This window comes from Thalassotalea sp. Sam97 (assembly GCF_041379765.1).
In the GTDB taxonomy this organism is placed as follows: domain Bacteria; phylum Pseudomonadota; class Gammaproteobacteria; order Enterobacterales; family Alteromonadaceae; genus Thalassotalea_A; species Thalassotalea_A maritima.
In genome coordinates, this window is the sequence record NZ_CP166919.1 from 1,918,243 (window position 1) to 1,938,224 (window position 19,982).

At 43.6% G+C, this 19,982-nt stretch carries 18 protein-coding genes; 5 read left to right on the plus strand and 13 right to left on the minus strand.

Annotated features, from left to right (window positions below; genetic code table 11):
* Positions 1–16: 16 nt before the first annotated feature.
* From ACAX20_RS08695 to ACAX20_RS08710, 4 genes are all read right to left on the minus strand, one after another.
* Positions 17–1,699, minus strand: coding sequence for a L,D-transpeptidase family protein (locus tag ACAX20_RS08695; RefSeq protein ID WP_371185476.1), 1,683 nt, complete (start codon positions 1,697–1,699; stop codon positions 17–19).
* Positions 1,700–2,203: 504 nt separating this feature from the next.
* Positions 2,204–2,848: an adenylate kinase gene (adk, locus tag ACAX20_RS08700; RefSeq protein ID WP_371185478.1), complete on the minus strand. Its 645-nt coding sequence runs from the start codon at positions 2,846–2,848 to the stop codon at positions 2,204–2,206.
* A gap of 291 nt (positions 2,849–3,139) precedes the next feature.
* Complete coding sequence (locus tag ACAX20_RS08705) at positions 3,140–3,475, minus strand: YegP family protein (protein WP_371185479.1); 336 nt, start codon at positions 3,473–3,475, stop codon at positions 3,140–3,142.
* A gap of 301 nt (positions 3,476–3,776) precedes the next feature.
* Positions 3,777–4,496 carry an SIMPL domain-containing protein gene (locus ACAX20_RS08710; RefSeq protein WP_371185481.1) on the minus strand — a complete coding sequence of 240 codons (720 nt, stop codon included), beginning with the start codon at positions 4,494–4,496 and terminating at the stop codon, positions 3,777–3,779.
* Between the two features lie 193 nt (positions 4,497–4,689).
* Here ACAX20_RS08710 and ACAX20_RS08715 point away from each other — a divergent pair, with 193 nt between their 5' ends.
* Positions 4,690–5,799 (plus strand): HlyD family secretion protein, encoded by a 1,110-nt coding sequence (locus ACAX20_RS08715; protein ID WP_371185483.1) that lies wholly within the window; start codon positions 4,690–4,692, stop codon positions 5,797–5,799.
* On the plus strand, positions 5,789–6,808 hold the full coding sequence (locus ACAX20_RS08720; protein WP_371185484.1) for a DUF2955 domain-containing protein: 1,020 nt from the start codon (positions 5,789–5,791) through the stop codon (positions 6,806–6,808). Before ACAX20_RS08715 ends, ACAX20_RS08720 begins: the two co-directional genes overlap by 11 nt.
* Positions 6,809–6,918: 110 nt before the next feature.
* On the opposite strand, the gene htpG is transcribed toward ACAX20_RS08720, so the two are convergent.
* The 3 genes from htpG to ACAX20_RS08735 all read right to left on the minus strand — a co-directional run bounded on the left by htpG (position 6,919) and on the right by ACAX20_RS08735 (position 11,332).
* Positions 6,919–8,862 (minus strand): molecular chaperone HtpG, encoded by a 1,944-nt coding sequence (gene htpG / locus ACAX20_RS08725; protein WP_371185486.1) that lies wholly within the window; start codon positions 8,860–8,862, stop codon positions 6,919–6,921.
* 427 nt (positions 8,863–9,289) lie between these two features.
* Positions 9,290–9,889, minus strand: a complete 600-nt coding sequence (gene recR, locus ACAX20_RS08730) for a recombination mediator RecR (RefSeq protein WP_371185487.1) — start codon at positions 9,887–9,889, stop codon at positions 9,290–9,292.
* A gap of 90 nt (positions 9,890–9,979) precedes the next feature.
* Complete coding sequence (locus tag ACAX20_RS08735) at positions 9,980–11,332, minus strand: GntP family permease (protein ID WP_371185489.1); 1,353 nt, start codon at positions 11,330–11,332, stop codon at positions 9,980–9,982.
* Between the two features lie 352 nt (positions 11,333–11,684).
* Here ACAX20_RS08735 and ACAX20_RS08740 point away from each other — a divergent pair, with 352 nt between their 5' ends.
* Positions 11,685–11,990, plus strand: coding sequence for a hypothetical protein (locus ACAX20_RS08740; RefSeq protein WP_371185490.1), 306 nt, complete (start codon positions 11,685–11,687; stop codon positions 11,988–11,990).
* Between the two features lie 37 nt (positions 11,991–12,027).
* Positions 12,028–12,336 carry a hypothetical protein gene (locus ACAX20_RS08745; protein WP_371185492.1) on the plus strand — a complete coding sequence of 103 codons (309 nt, stop codon included), beginning with the start codon at positions 12,028–12,030 and terminating at the stop codon, positions 12,334–12,336.
* A gap of 86 nt (positions 12,337–12,422) precedes the next feature.
* On the opposite strand, the gene ACAX20_RS08750 is transcribed toward ACAX20_RS08745, so the two are convergent.
* Together ACAX20_RS08750 and ACAX20_RS08755 are read right to left on the minus strand one after the other, a co-directional pair.
* Positions 12,423–13,781, minus strand: a complete 1,359-nt coding sequence (locus tag ACAX20_RS08750; RefSeq protein ID WP_371185494.1) for a M17 family metallopeptidase — start codon at positions 13,779–13,781, stop codon at positions 12,423–12,425.
* A 280-nt stretch (positions 13,782–14,061) separates the two neighbouring features.
* A complete protein-coding gene (locus tag ACAX20_RS08755) occupies positions 14,062–14,547 on the minus strand; it encodes a VOC family protein (RefSeq protein WP_371185496.1) in 486 nt (161 codons plus the stop codon).
* Positions 14,548–14,689: 142 nt separating this feature from the next.
* Here ACAX20_RS08755 and ACAX20_RS08760 point away from each other — a divergent pair, with 142 nt between their 5' ends.
* Positions 14,690–15,589: a LysR family transcriptional regulator gene (locus tag ACAX20_RS08760; protein ID WP_371185498.1), complete on the plus strand. Its 900-nt coding sequence runs from the start codon at positions 14,690–14,692 to the stop codon at positions 15,587–15,589.
* Between the two features lie 29 nt (positions 15,590–15,618).
* Here ACAX20_RS08760 and ACAX20_RS08765 read toward each other — a convergent pair whose 3' ends face one another.
* The 4 genes from ACAX20_RS08765 to ACAX20_RS08780 form a co-directional block, all read right to left on the minus strand.
* A complete protein-coding gene (locus tag ACAX20_RS08765) occupies positions 15,619–15,960 on the minus strand; it encodes a Fis family transcriptional regulator (protein WP_371185500.1) in 342 nt (113 codons plus the stop codon).
* Positions 15,961–15,984: 24 nt separating this feature from the next.
* Positions 15,985–16,410: a GNAT family N-acetyltransferase gene (locus ACAX20_RS08770; protein ID WP_371185502.1), complete on the minus strand. Its 426-nt coding sequence runs from the start codon at positions 16,408–16,410 to the stop codon at positions 15,985–15,987.
* 235 nt (positions 16,411–16,645) lie between these two features.
* The gene (locus tag ACAX20_RS08775) at positions 16,646–18,274 is read right to left on the minus strand and encodes an AMP-binding protein (RefSeq protein ID WP_371185503.1); all 1,629 of its coding nucleotides are present in this window, start codon (positions 18,272–18,274) and stop codon (positions 16,646–16,648) included.
* 10 nt (positions 18,275–18,284) lie between these two features.
* Entirely contained in the window at positions 18,285–19,982 is a 1,698-nt protein-coding gene (locus ACAX20_RS08780) for an FAD-binding protein (protein WP_371185505.1), read from the minus strand.

Here is a 19,982-nt window from a genome sequence, read left to right on the forward strand (position 1 = left end):
CCCTATAACGGGAACACTAGTCGCCATCTAAACCATAAATATCCGGAAATATTTGTAAGCTACCATTATCCCTCACCCAAATGGTTTGATAAGCGATGAAGGTTGGAATGGTTTCTTTTAACGCCACCCATTGAGTGCTGCGTCGATTTACTCTCCTTGTCAATTTCCGCTCAACATCAGCAGATACGGCATTATATTCTGCGGTACTCACCCACGCCCCTTGCTCATCACTTGTTGAAAATTGCATATCAGACTGGCTCGTCACTTGGGCGGTATTGTTGTTGGCATGATAAAGCGCATCATGTGTGAGTATGTAATTGGCAAATTTACGCGCATTCTCTAAACGAATGCAACCATGACTTAACGCCCTTACGTGACGGTTAAACGCTCTTTTCGATGGTGTATCATGTAAAAAAATGGCTTGGCTATTGGGGATATTAAAGCGAAATTGTCCGAGAGCATTTTTGCGACCTGCAGCTTGCACAAGACGATATTCACCGAGCATTTGTTGTAATGGTAAACCAGGTCCAATGCGCAACGTTTGTTTTGCGTTGCCTTTTTTAACTAAGTGAAAGCCACGATGATGCAATGACGCAGGGTTGCGACGATATTGTGGCATTAGCGTACGTTTTACAATACTTTGTGTCGGTGTCCAAGTTGGATTCACGGTAACTTCTTTAATGGCGCTAACCATAGTCGGTGTAGGCCAGCCTTTCTTGCCAACAACCACCTTCATTTCTAATTGTGACTCTCCCTCTTCAATCACCCGCAATTGGTACTGTGGAATGTTTACATACACATAGTGCTCTGGCTCTTGCCTTGGTAATAAAAACCAGCGCTGCAAGTTAACTTGTAAGCGACGCAAAATATCTTGTGGCGACAGTGCCAAGTTGGTCATGGTTTGCGGTCCAGCGACACCATCGACGATTAATCCATTGCGTTGTTGAAAGCGCTTTATTGCTGCCACGGCAACCGCATCATAGACATCGGGCGACGTATTATCAGCGTTATTTTCTTGCTCTGATAAATCACCATAAAGCACCAAGGTATCTCTGATCATTTTTATTTGCGGATGTTGTTGTCCATATTGAGGACGAAACGCTTTGTTTACGCGTGTCCATTCACCAGAGTAGTTTTGGTATCTATCGATAGCTTCGCGTAGCAAAGCGATTTGTTGGTACTTAGGGAGTGCATTGTTGACAAAATCTGCCAACTGATATTGGCGAGCAGCGTCAATAAAGGCGAATTCAACGTCAGAAAAGTCCGGTTCCGGATCAAGGTCAGTCGCATCCGTCACGATACCTTCAACATCAGTTTCTGACTCGTCGTTGTTATCTGATCTCCCGCGTTGTGAAATAGGTTGTCCTAGGTTGATAAGATCAAACAAGACTTGGGTTAGCTGGTAATCAAACTGTGCGGCGTCGGATGTGGCCAGTGGTGCCAGTTTGCCAACCGGAGTTAGACCAAGATCTTCAATAAGATCGATCAAAATCAAGGCTGCATCGCTGGGCAATTGCTGTGCTGACCAAAAAAAATCTCGCTCGGATGCCGCTAGCATACGCAAATAGTGCGCTTGTTGCTCACTTTGAGGTTTTACATTGGGGTTTAACGATATCGATGCCAACGGTTTTTTGGACGGCGTAATATGGCCAACAATCCCCGTATGGTGTGCTGATACAACAAAAGCTGTAAACAGCAACGAAAAAAACAGTAAAAGCCTAACGCTACGATAACTCTGAGATATGCTAGAAGTAGCATTAAAAAATTTAAAAAAACAGTTGCTAAAAAACGCGTTGCGATAAGTTTGCATGGTCGATCATCATCCTGCTAAATATAACTGCTAAGCGCTATGTCATCGATGAGTCGACCTGAAATGGCGAACTAACACTGACATATCAAGCGCTTACTATTGAAATCGCTGATAAAATCAATACCCTCTGCACAGAGTTCGCTATTGTTTTTGTTGGTAAGTCAAAATGTAGTGAGTATTTAACAGATAGACCACAGATAGTACGGCTGTCAAACGCTAAGGATCATTTTCAATACTTAGCTAGATGGGTAATGACGAAAATTTCTTTATCTAAATCGCTGGAATACAACGCTGGTGATTATGGCTAATAACATCAACATCAAGGCAGTTTATTCGTCGATCAAAAAAGCCGCTCAATGAGCGGCTTTTTCATCAATCATACCGACTAGGTAATTACGCTAATTGCTCAGCAAGCTCCGCGCTTACTTTTTCAACAGGCTGGGTACCATCGATAGTGATGTACTTACAGTTACCTGCCGCTGCTTCCGCTTGATAGTAATCAACTAGTGGCTTGGTTTGCTCGTGGTAAATACCTAAACGCTTACGAACCGTTGCTTCTTCGTCATCAGCACGGATCACAAGCTCGTCACCTGTTTCATCGTCTTTGCCTTCCACTTTAGGTGGGTTGTAAACGATGTGGTATACGCGACCTGAACCAGGGTGAACGCGACGACCTGCCATACGCTCAACAATCACTTCATCAGCAACGTCAAATTCAATCACTGAATCAACATTTACGCCATTTTCTTTCATTGCATCAGCTTGTGGGATCGTACGAGGGAAACCGTCTAATAAGAAACCCGCTTTACAATCGTCTTGAGCAATACGCTCTTTTACTAGACCAATGATTAACTCATCAGAAACCAACTGACCAGCATCCATAACTTGCTTAGCTTGCTTGCCTAATTCCGTACCTGCTTTAATCGCTGCACGTAACATATCGCCAGTTGAAATTTGTGGAATACCATATTTGCTCATTAGAAATTGAGCTTGAGTGCCTTTACCCGCACCCGGTGCACCTAGAAGAATAATGCGCATAACAAGACCTTAAATGTCGTTAACCGTTACAGTTCAATGTTTATATTTATAAAGACGTCATAATACTTGCTGGCAACAATGCAAACAAGGGCTTAATGAAAATTGTTATGGAAAAAACGGTGTCGCAATATATTTCCTTGAGTTTCGACCTAGCATCGCAACATCTTTAACAAGAGAGCGTAATCAACCCCTTGCAGTCATCACGCGTCAATAATCAGGCTGCTACCCTATCAACAGCAGAGCAACAGCCTAAGTAACCAGCTTTAGGCATGCGTTAAACCAAGCCTTCGATTAAGCTGTTAAATCAACCAAAATCGCATCAGGTGCGTTGTTCATGACCGACGAGATACCACCATCACGTGAAGACTCTGCTTCATACGATTGGCTGGTGCCAATCACCTGATGATTAGCCGCTCTTAAATTGAACGAAAACTTACCCGATGCGGTTGTTTTACGTTCAAACATTGCATCGTCCTGCGCGTTCTTACGTACCGACTCGATACCATTTAGACAGCTTGCTTTGGCTTTATAACCTTCACTGGCGAGAATATTTTGCCCGTTTCCGGCTTTTAAACGAAAACGAAATTCTTCTGCTTTATCCCTATAAACTTCAAACTTTCCAGACATAGTACACCTCCTTCGGTGCTGTTGCTAAAAGCTAACGTTTATATTTTTAGGCACCCAATCCATGACCGTATGTTATACCCTCATTCGGACTGGCGTTGCCCCTAACATTGGGGTTTCCCCCTTATTACATTTTTCGATTGTTAAAAAACGCCATACTGATTGCAAACAGTGGCGACACGGTGTCACCTGCAACGTTGTGGGCTGACAACGAAAACGAACATAAAGTATAGTCACATTGCACAAAAAAGTGAGTTAATCACTCACCTTGCGTTACAAACATAGTCAATTTTTTGTGGCCTAATCAATCAGATAAATAATACTCAATGGTTGATACCACACGAATCTTCTTAATATGAGGATTATTTTTATCACGGTCGGAAATACTAAATTGCCCCTGTGATGCACGTTTGATTTTTCCAAGAATACTATCTGAGTCAGCGGCAAACTTTTCTGCCACAGCACGGGCGTTGCGAGTCGCTTCTTCTATCATGGCGGGCTTGATATCATTAAGGCCCGTAAATATGTACTCGATTTGTGCCTGATAATTCGCTCCCGTTAACACGATCCCCTGTTTACCAAGGCTTGACATCTGAGTCATGACAGAGCGAACCGTGTCAATTTGCTCAGAATAAACGGTAACCGTTTGTACCCCAGTGTAACGAAACTCCGTTTTACCCGCACTGCCATACTGTTGCGCTAATTTGTCCGTGATCACCGGCGACGTTGCAGATATTTCATCACTTTGAATGCCATTTATAAGCAAGAACGCTTGGATTTTTTCGGTGTTTTTCTCAATAACTTGATACAGCTCTTGCACATCATTGGCTGCTTGCGAAAACTGAATAGGCCAAATAACCACATTAGCTTGTTGCTCTCGCTCTGCTAACCCCTTAACAACAACGCTACGTTCATATTGCTTAACACTTATCGCCGCGTCCGCCAAAAAATAACCTAACAGTGCTAAGCCAAGCACGATACTGCTACCCAAAATAAATGCACCGACGCTATCCTTTGACTGCATAACTTTACCTTTATCCGCTATTGATAGGTAACTTATATGACATTTTTTGCATAAATCAACCCGTTAACTCGGCGGGCTAAATCCCATATGAAAAAGACTATACTTAATTTGCATGGCAAGTGCCTTCATTTAACCGCTAGGCTTATGTCATGACAACTAACGCAACCATTCATTGCCTATCAAGGAGCGTGACGTGTCCGATACCGAGACAAACACCGAGCAACCATCGCAAGATACCAGTCATATAAAACAAGCGCGATCATTCACCCTGATTTTATTACTCGTGATTTTATTGTTATGGGGCTATACGCTGTGGGCAGATCGTGTTACGCCAATGACTGACCAAGTGCGAGTCAATGGCCAAGTTATACGTATTAGTCCTGAAGTGTCAGGACCGATATCTGAAATTCATGTTCTGGATAATAGCCTAGTGAATGTTGGTGACACCTTAATTTCTATTAATCCTGCGCCATTTGAACTGGCCGTAAAAACAGCGCGCTTTGAACTGCAAAAGGCGGGCCAGTCATTTATGGCTGATACTGCGGCAATTAATGTTGCCAAAGCCAATGAAGTGGCGGCGCGTGTTAAAGTCAATAATGCCAAAAAAAACGTCGAGCGAAATCGTCAATTGGTTAAAAAAGGCATCATTAGCCAAGCAAGTATGGATGATGCCGTTACCGAATTAGAAACCGCACAAGCAAACCTTGAACAAAACAAATCCGCATTAGAAAAAGCCAAGCAACAATCTGGCCCTCGGGATAAGGACAATCCAGCGATACAAGTTGGTTTGACCAAACTCGATCAAGCGTTGCTCAACCTCAGCAACACCAAGTTACTGGCACCAACCAACGGCGTGATCACTAATATGGATATTGCTGTGGGTGATTTTGCGGCAGCGGGACAGCCGATAATGACCTTGATAAATACCCGTTATTTATGGCTCACGGCCATGGTTAGAGAAAACTCCATCGGTCATTTAAAGCAAGGCGATAGTGTTAAAATCGTTTTAGAGTCTTATCCTGGCGAGATATTTATTGGTACTATTTCATCCATTGGCTGGGGCAGCAGTGGTAACGGTAATTTTGCCGTTGATACCGGGAACGGCCTAATTAACTCGCCAACCACAGGTCCTAAAGCCCAACGTTTTCCCGTTAATATTGAATTTTCAGAGCTACCTGATCACGTTACCTTACGCTACGGTGGCAGAGCAACCGTGGCGTTTTATCCCAACAAAAGTGGCATTGGTGAAACATTGCAAGACTTTTGGATTTGGATGTGGAGCTACATAAGCTATGTTTCGTAGTGCCGCCAACCCACTCATAAGAGTTGCACTATTTCCGGTATTACTGCTATTTTGGCAGCACGTTTTTGGTACCGACTTACCACTGCTTGCGCCAGCTATGTGCGCGGTATTTTTAACCACAACACATCAGCCTCCGCCGTTTATTATGGTGGTATTGATGGCGGCTGTGTTATCTGTCACCGCGTGGCTACAAGTCGCTATCGATAATCGGTTTGCTGACTACCCGCACCTGTACTATCTGACCTTATTCGCCGTGTTTTATTGGTGCATGGAACGCACTAAGAAAAACCCACAAGATGTCTTTGCTATTTTGCTTATCGTCTCTACCGCGATGATTGCCACCTTTTCTCGACAGCAAGGTATGAATGTCGGTGATATTCCACAAGCGCTATGGAGCAATATCTGGGTGGGTGGCTTTGTCGCGTACCTTGCCTATTGGCTATTTCCCGATGGCACGCCTCTCGCACCACAAAAAGCTTCGCCAACGTCAAATGTGCAATACCTATTTGACTGGCAAATATTCGTTAAAGCGCTGGTGCTATTGGTGGTTTTAGTGGTGTGTATGAATTTCGAGCTAGAGCAAACCACCATTATTACCGTTGTCGTTGGTCTTATCATTAAAGACGTCGACCCGGTGGTTGGCCATGATTACGGCGCACGGCGATTTTTGGCGACATTTGCCAGTGTGTTGTACGCCATTCCAACGCTTATCGCCTGTATTTTACAAGTAAACCTTATAGGTACACTAGGCATCACCTTAGTCAGCGCCATGTATATGGGCATTCACGCCCAGCAAAAACAAGCGAGCTATAACTCGATTCAACTGATGTACACCAGTTTTGTGGTGTTGATTTTTTATCCCGTGACAGCAACCAGCATCAGCGCACTTGCTGACAACACAGAGCGATTCGCCTCTATATTGCTCGCCGTCATCATAGGTTGGTTAACCCTACTCATGTTATCCAGCCGTAACAGCCTGATAAAAGCTGATCGGGACAACTCAAATTGAAGATCATTTACAGCGTCAGATCAAAAAAGGCGTTTACAAGTGTATCCTCATAAACGCCTTTACCAATAATGTGATGTGTACAATGAGACTACATCAGTTACCTGAGCTGATTACTTAGTCAGGCTTAGCATCAACTTGTTTAACTTGCCAACAAATGATGCTGGATCTTTCAAGCTACCACGCTCGGCTAATGTCGCTTGCTCAAATAATACGTCAGTCCATTCTGCAAATTTGTCATCGTCTTGCTCGTCAGCAATGTGTTTAACTAACTCATGCTCGGCGTTGATTTCAAAAATAGGTTTAGACTCAGGTACTTCTTGGCCAACCGATTGCATCAGCTTAATCATCTGCGAGCTCATATCGTGCTCGTCGGTAACGATACATGCAGGTGAATCCGTTAAACGATGAGTAATACGCACATCTTTCACTTTTTCGCCTAAGCTGCCTTTAATGCGAGTGATCACCGAATCAAACTCTTTCTCAAGTTTTTCTTGGGCTTCTTTGGTTTCGGCATCATCTAGATCGCCTAAATCCAAGTCACCGCGGGTAACAGAGGCAAATTGCTTACCATCGAAATCCGTTAAGTGACTCATTAACCACTCGTCAATGCGATCGCTCATTAGCAGAACTTCGATGCCCTTCTTGCGGAACACTTCAAGGTGCGGGCTGTTTTTCGCCGCAGCAAAGCTATCAGCAACCACGTAGTAAATCTTATCTTGGCCTTCTTGCATGCGCTCAATGTAGTCAGTTAATGACACATTTTGCACGCTAGAGTCGGTGTGTGTTGAGCTAAAGCGCAACAGTTTGGCAATGGCTTCTTTATTGGCCATATCTTCCGCAGGGCCTTCTTTTAGCACTTGGCCAAATTCATCCCAGAAGCCTTGGTATTTTTCAGCGTCTTTCTTGCCAAGTTTATCAAGCATACCAAGTACTCGTTTCGTACAACCTTTACGCATTGCTTGGGTGACTTTATTATCTTGTAAGATTTCACGTGATACGTTTAATGGTAAGTCGTTTGAATCAAGCAAACCTTTCACAAAGCGCAGGTACGTTGGCATAAACTGCTCAGCGTCATCCATGATAAACACGCGTTGTACGTATAATTTTAAGCCATGTTGACGCTCGCGATTATATAAATCAAATGGTGCCTTGCTTGGTACGTAAAGTAGTGAGGTGTACTCGTTGGTACCTTCTACTTTATTGTGCGCCCATAATAGCGGCTCTTGGAAGTCGTGCGATACGTGCTTGTAGAACTCTTGGTATTCTTCATCTGTGATATCGGCTTTTTCACGAGTCCATAGTGCTTCAGCTTTGTTTACGCTTTGCCATTCAGCTGGTTTTGCTTCAATTGCAGGGCGAATAACGTTGCCTTCTTCATCTTTCTCTTCGTCTTGTGCGTCAACCGCAGGCGTAAGCATTTCAACTGGAATAGAAATATGATCAGAGTATTTGGTCACAATCGACTTTAAGCGCCAATCGTCTAAGAATTCTTGCTCTTCTTCTTTTAAGAATAAGATGATGTCAGTACCACGGCTTGATTTTTCAATGTTTTCAACAGAGAAGTCACCTTCACCGGCTGAAGTCCACTCAACCGCTTCACTCGCTCCTGCGCCAGCAGCACGAGTACGCACCACAACTTTATCGGCAACGATAAATGCAGAATAAAAACCGACACCAAATTGACCGATTAATTGTGAATCAGATGCTTGATCACCAGATAAACGCGAGAAGAAATCTGCTGTACCTGATTTAGCAATCGTACCTAAGTTAGTGATCACCTCATCACGGGTCATACCAATACCGTTATCAGAAATGGTAATGGTATTGGCGTCTTTGTCAGCTGACACACGTACTCGTAGGCTACCATCGCCATCGTATAAGTTGGCATTTTCTAATGCTTTAAAACGTAATTTGTCCGCCGCATCAGCCGAGTTTGAAACTAACTCTCTTAGGAAAATTTCCTTATTGCTGTATAACGAGTGGATCATTAATTGCAGAAGTTGTTTTACTTCCGTTTGAAAACCATGAACTTCTTTATGACTTTGTTCAGACATAAAAAATACTCCTAAAAAAATATCAAATTACGAAATGAGGCGCTAACGAACTGTGCGTTTTAAAACATCTAATGCGCCGCTGATAAATGAAAAATGGGGATGTAAAAATCAATTTAAAGGGCTTTTTTTAATTTTTTGCAAAAAATAGACTTAAAAATCAAAGTCAAGTTTAAATTTTAAACAAATGTTGAATACCAGCGTCCATAACTCACGTTGCGCTAAAAGGGGTTTAACGGCTTTAGATGGCGGTCTGCGACGAGGTCTAGCAACGACTAACATGTCGCTGTCTATGAATGACTTAGGATAGCTGCTATTTACTCAAATATAGGGAGCGAAAAATACACCGAATACCGACAGTAATGACAATAGCACCACGAGTTATGTCATTACTGTCCACGAAAAAGATCAAATATTAGCAATTAAAACATTAAATAACTTTACGGCCTGAAAATGCGTGTGACAACGTATTACCGTCAACGTATTCCAGCTCGCCACCCACAGGGACACCATGAGCAATACGCGATGCTTGAATATCGTAGCGTTTCGCCGTATCGGCAATAAAGTGCGCGGTTGCTTCCCCTTCAACCGTTGGGTTAGTTGCTAGAATCATTTCATCAAACTGACCTGATTGCAGATGACGTTCTAAAATATCTAAACCCAGCTGCTCTGGACCAATACCATCAATAGGCGATAAATGCCCCATCAAGACAAAATAACGACCAGTAAATTCACCGGTTTGCTCTATAGCAATAATATCCGATGGTGATTCAACCACACATAACACGCGCTTTTCAGCTCGCTTAGGACTTTGACAAATATCGCAGTACTCTTTTTCGGTAAAGGTTCGACAACCTTTACAATGGCCAATATCTTCCATCGCAATGGCCAACGCCGTGGCTAATTTACTGCCGCCAATGCGGTTACGTTCAAGTAAATGAAATGCCATACGTTGTGCGGACTTTGGACCAATGCCAGGTAAACATTTTAAGGCATCAATCAGATCTTGAACCATTGGGCTTAACTTCATAATCGCAACTCAATTCAGGTAATTTTTGTTAAAAACACTAGGGCGCTATAGTCCCATTATTTATAACGCTTTGCAATTATCTAAACGTTATCAAGCCAGTGCCCAAATAGCGCCAATGGTACAAATAAGCGGCACCACCATGGTCATTTTCGCTAACGCCAAATACGCCGTATTGTGCGACTCACCACAAATAGCCCGAACTAAGGTAACCACGTAACCATTGTGCGGCATCGAATCAAGCACACCGGATGATAACGATATGGTGCGGTGCAAATGCTCAGGATTCGCGCCAGCATCCAAATATATTGGCCCTAAAATAGGTAAGGCAATACTCTGCCCACCGCTGGCTGAACCAGTAATCGCCGCAATGAGCGTTACCGCTATCGCCGCCGACACCAATGGCGAGCCGGGAATACCGGTAACAACATCAACAGCAATGGCAAATGCAGGGGTTGCTTTTACGACGGTGCCAAAGCCGACGACAGCCGAGGTATTCGCACCAGCAATCAAGGCCCCAAGCGCGCCCTCGCCCGCAACGGCTTTCAAGTGCGTCTTCACCTGTGACCAATAACCTACCGCCAGCACCAAACAACCGGCTAATAAGGCGATTACTAAGGCATTATTTTTGTACTCCTCATGATACATAAAGGCAGTGACAAACACCGCCAGCAATGACGCAAATGCGATCGCTGGACTGAGCGGTTTGTTATCGTCACTGGCCTCATCGAGCGATGCTAAAATAGAGCCTTCAGGTAAGCTAAATACCTCACCATTAGCGGACGCTGAGCGGATCATTTTGTTTAACCAAACAATACCCAATACAGCCATAACCAAAGCGGTGACTAAGCTCACTTCCCATGCCGCATAAGGCGTTGTTCCCAAGTAAGGAGCAGGTAGCCAGTTTTGAATTTCCATAGAGCCAGCGCTGGTCATGGTGAAGGTGACCGAGCCAAGCGCAAGTGCCGCGGGAATAAAGCGATGCGGTAAATTGGCTTGTTGAAACAAGTTAGCGGCAAGCGGATATACCGCAAATGCGGCAATAAAGGCGCTGACACCACCGTAAGTTAAAATACCGGTTGCCAACACCACCGCTGTAACACAGCGTTTGATGCCGATTTTATGAATAATCCAATAGGCAATCGCACTTGCACCACCAGAGTATTCCATTAACTTGCCATACAAAGCGCCCGTTAAAAAGACTAAGTACCATACGCCTAAAAAGCCGCTAAAGCCGTTAAGGTAGCTATCGGAAAAGTTTGCCGCTTTTTCAATATCCGCGCTTTGAAATATCGGCAGGCCGTTAGTCAGTGCCACTAATAAGGCACAAATGGGCGCCGCAATCAGCAGATCCATGCCGCGAAAGACTAAAATCGTCAGTAAAACCAACGAAGCGATAAGCCCCAAAATACCAAAGTTAGCGCCGATATCCATGCTAAAATCCATGCGTCACCTATTATTATTTTCGTCTTTTATTCTGCTCTCTGATTAAGCTAACAAAAAACAGACAAAAAGCACAAGATAAACAGAGACATGACGAATTGCAGCAGTGTCATCATTGACGCGAGACATTAATTGCATTTCACCAACGTCAATGTATTCGAAACAAACTTAAGAACATCATCTGCCCATAACGCCCTTCCGTTCTAAGGGAATATTAATGCACAGTAAATTAACGAAAAATCCATATGTAGCAAAGCATTAACTTGTGTGTTAAAACTGGTGTGATATATCGCGCTATTAAATTCTTAATAGTGGAATGGCGCCACTCAATTTTTTTTAAATTACGGAGATAATAGTGAAAACATCGCTGTTAAAAGCAATGCGCCGATTTAGAAAAGGAATGCGTTTTACTGGTATGTGGTTCGTCATTATAGGTGGATTTATGTTTTATCAATTTCTCGGGTTCTATTTAGATCCTGACGCCTCTATTGTATATAACGGTGTGCCAACAAATGATGAATCAATTAAATTTAATGCCCTTATCTTTGTAAGCTTTTTTGTGATTATGGGCTTATTTTTTACTTTTGCTTCTAGCAAAATATTAAACAAACTATTCATTTTAAAAATGTCTCTCAAATCAGCATTTGCTTTTAAAAAGTAATTCATAAAAATAAGCTGAACATAAAGGAAGTGTAGAGATGCTCGAAGGAATAATTTCAATATTCATCTTCATTATAGAGAGTTTAGTTAGTCTAGTTACAGCCTTACTAGAAGTCGTCGCGAGTCTCTTCGTTCCAGCGGGAAAGACACTTACAGCATTAGATCTTTTTGCTGTTTTATTGGTGTTAATTACCGAAATAATATTTTGGGTGTTTTTGTGGTTAAAAGAACTTGTATTTGCTGCACTAAATTGGCGCAAACCACGTTGCATAAATAAACCGGTGTTATGGCGACCTAAAGGGAAAGTAAAACAAGATAAAAACCTAACAACAGATAAAGGCAAATAGCATCAATAACTCAATCGCCATACACAAAAAAGGCGCTAACGCGCCTTTAACGAACAATTAATGGGTGCCTGTACAGCGCTTGTTTATCAACCGTATTTTTGCTTAAGGTGTTTAAATACAGCACGTACGCCAAACGCTTCACCGCCTTTCGGACGACCAGGTAAGGCACGGATATTAAAGGCCATAATATCAAAGTGGCACCAGTCAATGTCTTCGTTAACAAAGTCTTGTAAGTAAAGCGCTGCGGTAATTGCGCCACCAAATGGGCCACTTGCGCAGTTGGTCATATCAGCAATATCACTGTTTAACATATCACGATACGGTTGATATAACGGCATACGCCATACCGGATCGGTAATGCCTAAGCCTGCAGCCGTAATGCCGTGGGCGGTGGCATCATGGGTTGCAAAAAAGCCCGGTAATTCGGTACCTAGGGCAATGCGCATAGCACCTGTTAAGGTTGCAAAATCAATGACCATGTCAGGCTTGTCGTTCATCGCTTCATCTAACGCGTCACATAACACCAAACGCCCTTCTGCATCGGTATTATCAATTTCAACCGTTAAGCCTTTGCGGGTGGTTACCACATCACCTGGGCGTAGCGCGTTACCGGCGATGGCATTTTCAACGGCAGGAATTAGTACGCGTAAACGCACATTTAAGCCAAATGCCATAATCAAACGTGCTAAACCTAATACGTGCGCCGAGCCACCCATGTCTTTTTTCATGTGACGCATGCCAGCAGCCGGTTTCACGTCTAAACCACCACTGTCAAAACACACACCTTTACCCACTAAGGTAACTTTTGGTGCATTGTCAGCACCCCAACGTAAGTCCAATAAACGTGGGGCATGACAGCTTGCACGGCCAACCGCATGAATGGTTGGGTAGTTTTGTTCAAGTAACTCATCACCCACAACTTCTGAGAACTCTGCGCCGAATTCGTCAGCTAACGCTTTGGTCGCAGCAGATAAATGTTGTGGCATCATATCGGCCGCAGGCGTATTCACTAAATCGCGTACCAATGATGTCGCCTTAAACTGTTTGATGGCATCATCCACAAGCGTTTGGTTATCAATAGCCAATACCGCTAATGTTTTGTCGTTGTTTTTATAGCGGTCAAACTGATATGCGCCCATTAACCAACCAAAGGCAATCGCTTCGTGATCAACGACATCGGCATTAAGCTGATACTGCCCTGCCGGTAATTGATTAATCAAATCACCACAAGCAAAGTAATCACTTGTATCTTTTACCACCATCAGCGCTTTAACAATGGCACCATCAGTCCCTGGTAGTAGCGCTAAACCTTTGCCTTTATATTGGCTTTGCGTTAACCAGTTTTTATGAAAATCCGATTGGTTTTCTAACCAAGTTGAATACTGTGATTCATTGAGGATAGTTAATGGTGTGCCAGTTGAACCAGCGATTAGAAGATCAGACATAGTCACTCTCTACAATTGATAGGATTTATTATGCTTTTAGATATTGGGATAGATTGACGAATTACAAGCGTTTACCTTCGCATAAAAACGAATGCCATTCAAAGAGACCATGGATGATGTACTAACGTAGAAGCATTCATTGATATGTATTAGATGAGACAAACAAAAAACCGACACTATCGATAAGACAATGTCGGTTTTTATGACAATATACATTACTAAGCAGATCAACGATGCGACGACATCACGTTGTTTAGCTACTTTGTATTAGTACAGCAAATTACTCGTAGTCTGTCGCGTACGTTTCTTCGTAAGTGTGCGAGTAAAGCTCGAACAAGTTACCAAATGGGTCTTCTAAATAAACCATTTTTGCTGGCTTTGTATCGTCTTCTGGGTGATAACGCATCACATCCATACGCACTTTGCCACCGAACTCTTCCGTCTTACGCATTACGGTTTCAAAATCATCCGTTTGCAAACAGAAGTGGAAAATACCTAAGCGGCTAAAATCAACCACGTGACGGTCTTGACGGTCTTTCATTTCAAAAAGCTCAACACCGATACCATCCGTTGTTACTAAGTGAGCAATATTGAAGCCTTTAAAGCCTTCACCGAATACGGCGATACACATACGGCCGATAGCACTTTCACGCTCTTCAACAACTTTGGTGTTACCCATAACTACTCTAAGGCCAAGCACATTGGTGTAGAACTCAACCGCTTTATCCATATCACCAACCATGATACCAACATGATTCATTTTCATAATATTTTGCTCCAAATAAGAAATCGTTAATTCATACAATTTGTTGATGGGTGTATTCTAGATAAAGATAACAATTAGCTGAAATTATGATTTATTGTTAAAATGATAATTTTTACTTATAAGTAATCTTTAAGGTACGGCGATGCTCAATCCAGTTTGGTTAAAAACCTTTGTTACATTGGTCGATACAGGCCACTTTACCAAAACAGCTGACAAGCTATTTATGACGCAACCAGGTGTTAGCCAACATATCGCAAAACTTGAAGATGCATGTGGTCACGCCCTACTTGCACGGGATAAAAAGAGTTTTGAGATCACCGAAAAAGGTCGTTTGGTTTATCAATATGCAATGCAACTGGGTAAAAATGAACAAACCTTATTGGCAGAATTAGCGATTGATGAGCCTTATAAAGGCAAGTGCTCGTTAGCATGCTCTGGGGCGTTGGTACTTGTCCTTTACCCCAAGTTACTCGACTTACAAAGCAACTATCCTGAGCTTATCATCCATGTCAAAGCCGCGCCAAATCATCAAATTCTCAGCGACATTCAAAACAATGTGATTGATATTGGTATCGTTACCGATATAACCAATAATGGCTTATTTGAGGTGCAAAAACTTGGTTTAGAAGAGCTGTGCCTAGTATTGCCGAAAAATACCAAGATAAACCACCAAAGGCTCAGCGAAACATTAAAAGCTGTGGGGCTAATAGCTCACCCTGATGCCAAACATTATTTATCGTTGTTTTGTTCGTTGAGTCAAGAGCCTGATTTAGCAGATCTCAACATTGATGAGCTGCCGGTGACTGGCTTTGTCAATCAAATCAGCCAAATTTTACAGCCTGTTGCCAAAGGACTGGGGTTTACGGTGTTGCCACGCAGTGCTGTTGATAGTTTTGAAGCGCGTCAGAAATTGCAAATTTTTACGCCAACCAAGCCGGTCATTCAAACCCTTTATTTGGTGCACAAGCGCAATCGACAGCTCCCCGCGCGCTATCAAAGTATTGGTGACGTCATTCACAACGCAATGTGCCCTAGTAGCTAGACGTTAGTGGTTAGAGATAAGATTAGCGGCTAAGCCAATCGTTTCGCCCAATTACCGTTGTGCTGCTCAGCGCAATTTTCTTCGCTATCATAAACGATGTGCTTAGCGATATGTTTAAGGGCAATGCCCAACGCATCAAATTCTCCTTTGATGCGACTTTGCAAACGCTGTTTGTGCTCAGATGACAGATAACGCTGTCGATTTTCATTCGTATCGAACACGCAGACAATCCGTAAACTGCTCGGAAAATTTGAAAAATTCACCGTATGTGTCAACCACTGAAACCCATGTATATCCTTTAACGACATTTCACAGACATCGGTTAGCACCTGGCGAAGCTGGTTATCGATTTTTTTATCTGATTTGCGCATACCTGAACCTTAAACGAGTTGTCGTTATAATTTGAGCGACATATAGTAAAAGCGCTCTTCTTCGGAATCAACGCCAAAGCCCATTCGTGTATATAAGTGATGCGCTGGGCTGATTTTAAATACACGCATGCGCAGCGCCGTCACGCCGGCGCTTTTTGCCAACCTCTGACATTCCAACAGCGCTTTTTCACCAATACCTTTATTTTGATAGCCGGCATCAACTTGTAGATCGCGAAGATAACACCCCGCATCATCAAACGCTAACCGAATTGCGCCAATCACCTGCCCATTGATAACAATATCCCAGTTTTGTAACCCCTTGATTTGCTCAATAATGTGAGCATGTTGCCAATCGACACCGTAATGCTGGTAATACGTTCGCATATTGTCATAGGTAAGTTGCGCTGACGCTGCAAAATTACTTGTTAGTTGGTATGAGATATGTGTCATGATTGTTTTCTCAGGTTTTTATTGTTATTTCTGAATGCGCTTTGGACGATGTCATCTTTTAATGCCAGCGACAAGAGCAGACGATAACGCACATAATGACATAACCCTATGTTATTTGCAGGCTCGAATAAAAATATAAAACGTACAATATGGACAAGGCTGAAATAGAAAAGCCCAAAATAGACAAGCCGAGCGTTGCTCGGCTTGTCACATACTCATGTTTAGTAACGAAGTGTTACGCGGATTTTCGCTCTTCGCTAAACAGCGTTTCCAAGTCCGCTTTAAGCACTTTATTTGAGGCGTTAACCGGCATTTCGCTAATTTGGCGACAGTATCTTGGCGCTTTGTAATTTGCCATATTGGCGCGACACCATTGAATAAAATCCACTTCACTAATGGTTTTACCGTCTTTACCCACCACAAATACACAACCGACTTCACCCATACGTTCATCTGGCACACCGATAACAGCGACTTCACGTACGTCCGGGTGGGTTTGCGCAATCGCTTCTATTTCCGCTGGATAGCAATTAAAACCACCACAAATGAACATGTCTTTTAAGCGGCCGGTAATGTGGAGATTACCTTGCTCATCGAGCATGCCTAAATCACCTGTGTGCAACCATCCATCAGCACAAATCGTATCCTGTGTGGCTTGTTCATTGCGCCAGTAACCTTGCATAACATGATAACCACGTAAGCAAATTTCACCAATTTGACCGTGTGTTAATGGCTCGCCTGCTTCGCTAAAAATAACCAGCTCCGTCCCGGCTATCGCTTTGCCACTGCTATTGGCAATCGTTTCGGCACTATCATTGGGTGAACACATGGTCGCTAAACCACCACATTCGGTTAAGCCGTAGGCTGTCACGACGCGCTCAATACCTAGGTCGTTTCGCATTTGCTCAACCAAGTGCGGTGATACGGACGATGAACCGGTTACGGCTGTGCGCAAGCTCGACAAATCTGTCGTTGCAAACGCCTTATCGTGTAGCAATGACGTATATAAGGTCGGCGGTCCTGGCAAAATATTGATGTTATCGTCAGCGATGCGGCTTAAAATTCGGCCTGAATCAAACACTTTCTCTGGCAAAATAGTGCAGCCTGCCAACAACGCACTTACCCAACCCGCCTTGTAACCAAACGCATGGAAAAATGGGTTGATGATCAAATAACGCTCACCCGGCAAAAAGTCCATATTGGCACAATATGCGCGAAACGCCGTTAACGTCGCGCCATGGCCACAAACAGCACCTTTGGGTTTACCTGTTGTCCCTGAGGTAAATAAAATATCGGCAGCATCTTCTGAACTTACATTAGCCATCTGCGCTTGCCATTTTGCATCCGTTACGTTATCAGCAGCGTCTAGCCACTCATTCCAACGAACAACATCGCGTGTTGATGCCGACTGTTCATTGGCCATCAGTACAATACTCAAACGAGTTGAAATTGGCTGGTCGTCTAGTTGCGCTGGATAATCAACTTTTAAAAATTCACCGACCGTAAACAACAATCGACAATCACTGTCGTGAAGCACTTGCGCGGCCTCTTTACCTTTCATGCGAGTGTTAATTGGCACCAAAATCGCACCACAACTGTGAACAGCTAAAGCACACAACACCCAGTCAATGGTATTTGGTGCCCATATCGCCACTCTATCACCTTTGTTAATGCCATTCGCAATCAATGCTTTGGCAATCGGCGCAATCGTTACGCTAAGCTGTTCATAGCGAATTTGACGATACTCGTCTTGCAACGCTACGATGCCGTGGTACGCCTCTGGTACCTTAGTTGCCAGTTCGGCGATTGTTTTTGCCGGATGGTTCGGCGCAAAACACGCCGACTTTTGTGTCACTACGTCCATGCTTTATCCCTTACTGGCCCGCGATATGATGCGCAGCAATATAACCAAAGGTCATTGCTGGTCCCAAGGTTGACCCCGCTCCAGGGTAGCTTTTACCCATAACCGCAGCAGAGCAATTACCAATCGCGTATAACCCCTCAACAGGCGCTTTATCTGCGTCAAATAACACTTGGCCAAATTCATTGGTTAGTAAGCCACCTTTAGTACCAATATCGCCCGCTTGGATCGGCACCGCATAAAACGGGCCTTTTTTAATTGGTGCTAAACACGGGTTCGGCTTAACATTACGGTCACCATAGTAGCGATCGAACACGTTACCGCCACGAGCAAAGTCGTCGTCTCGACCCGTTGCCGCGTAATGGTTTACCTTATCCACTGTATCCGCTAACGCAGACGCATCGACATTAATTTGTTCAGCTAACGCATCGAGTGAGTCTGCTTTATAGTAGACCGTATCTTTCCAAGCTTCTGGAAGACGTCTGTCTGGCATAATTTGCCCAGGCATTAATGGGCCGATGGCGTAATTAAAGCGAAAACTGGCGTCAAATACCGCATACGAAGTGATGTTGCCAGATAAGTTTTTTTGGTGATCTTGATACATGGCTTCACCAAACTCTAAATACGGCCCTGCTTCGTTAGTAAAACGTTCACCACGGTCATTGACCACGATAACACCAGGGAAAGCACGTTCAGCAAACAAGCCTCGCGCTTTATCTTCTTTCGGTACCAATACGGTTGGTGCCCACCAAGCACATTCAAGTAAATCGGTCGCCATGCCATGCTTAATGCCCGCTTCTAGCGCGTTACCAGTGTTTTCACCAACTGGGGTTGCGCTCCATTTCACGTCAGTTGGCTGTGGTAGGTACTTCTCACGTAATTGTTGGTTTTGTTCAAAACCACCGCTTGCCATGATCACACCTTTTGACGCTGTTAAGCTTAGCTCTTGACCAGACTGCATCACATTAACACCAGTAATGCGATTACCGTCTTTGATAAAATCAACGAACTCTGTGTTAAGCCAAAGTGGTATGTCGCGATCCATTAACGAAGCGCGTAATGAAGCAATTAAGCTACTACCCAAACCAACACGGCGGTCACGTTTGGTATTGTGCTTTTTACGCCATTTTGAATCGAATTTATAACGCATCATGCGTTTTAAAATCATAAACTGCCAACCAAATTTACGACTAATCGCCAAATGCGCATCACGTGCCGTCCAGCCAATTTTACCCATTAACAAGGTTGCTGGTGATGCTTCACGAAGCTCGCTCATATGGCCATTTAATTTACTGGCATCAAATAACTCAGGATCAAGCGTACGACCGCCAGCTAACGAGCCCGGTAAGTGCGGATAGTAGTCTGGGTATTCTGCTGCTACTGCGTAGCGCACTTGTGAGTTTTCATGCAGGTAATCGACCATCTCTGGGGCAAACTTTAAGTAAGCGTGCAAACGTGACTCGTCGACATCACCTTGGGTTGAAGCACGCAAATACGTTAACGCTTTATCGTAGTCATCTTTGCCGCCAAGCTGTTTAAATTGGCTATTATTTGGGATCCAAATACCGCCACCCGATAGCGCTGATGTTCCACCAAACTTATCGGATTTTTCAATAACTAAAACATCTAGGCCTTTATCTTTGGCAGTAAGTGCCGCGGTCATAGCACCAGCGCCAGAGCCGACAACAATCACATCATATTGAGTTTTCAT

Bases quoted from the DNA above. Each gene is read 5' to 3' on its own strand.
- ACAX20_RS08745 (WP_371185492.1), top strand. From the start codon at position 12,028: ATGCTCGAAGGAATAATTTCAATATTCATCTTCATTATAGAGAGTTTA.
- ACAX20_RS08770 (WP_371185502.1), bottom strand. From the start codon at position 16,410: ATGACACATATCTCATACCAACTAACAAGTAATTTTGCAGCGTCAGCG.
- ACAX20_RS08760 (WP_371185498.1), top strand. From the start codon at position 14,690: ATGCTCAATCCAGTTTGGTTAAAAACCTTTGTTACATTGGTCGATACA.
- htpG (WP_371185486.1), bottom strand. From the start codon at position 8,862: ATGTCTGAACAAAGTCATAAAGAAGTTCATGGTTTTCAAACGGAAGTA.
- ACAX20_RS08720 (WP_371185484.1), top strand. From the start codon at position 5,789: ATGTTTCGTAGTGCCGCCAACCCACTCATAAGAGTTGCACTATTTCCG.
- ACAX20_RS08735 (WP_371185489.1), bottom strand. From the start codon at position 11,332: ATGGATTTTAGCATGGATATCGGCGCTAACTTTGGTATTTTGGGGCTT.
- ACAX20_RS08765 (WP_371185500.1), bottom strand. From the start codon at position 15,960: ATGCGCAAATCAGATAAAAAAATCGATAACCAGCTTCGCCAGGTGCTA.
- ACAX20_RS08775 (WP_371185503.1), bottom strand. From the start codon at position 18,274: ATGGACGTAGTGACACAAAAGTCGGCGTGTTTTGCGCCGAACCATCCG.
- recR (WP_371185487.1), bottom strand. From the start codon at position 9,889: ATGAAGTTAAGCCCAATGGTTCAAGATCTGATTGATGCCTTAAAATGT.
- ACAX20_RS08750 (WP_371185494.1), bottom strand. From the start codon at position 13,781: ATGTCTGATCTTCTAATCGCTGGTTCAACTGGCACACCATTAACTATC.
- ACAX20_RS08755 (WP_371185496.1), bottom strand. From the start codon at position 14,547: ATGAAAATGAATCATGTTGGTATCATGGTTGGTGATATGGATAAAGCG.
- adk (WP_371185478.1), bottom strand. From the start codon at position 2,848: ATGCGCATTATTCTTCTAGGTGCACCGGGTGCGGGTAAAGGCACTCAA.
- ACAX20_RS08710 (WP_371185481.1), bottom strand. From the start codon at position 4,496: ATGCAGTCAAAGGATAGCGTCGGTGCATTTATTTTGGGTAGCAGTATC.
- ACAX20_RS08780 (WP_371185505.1), bottom strand. From the start codon at position 19,982: ATGAAAACTCAATATGATGTGATTGTTGTCGGCTCTGGCGCTGGTGCT.
- ACAX20_RS08705 (WP_371185479.1), bottom strand. From the start codon at position 3,475: ATGTCTGGAAAGTTTGAAGTTTATAGGGATAAAGCAGAAGAATTTCGT.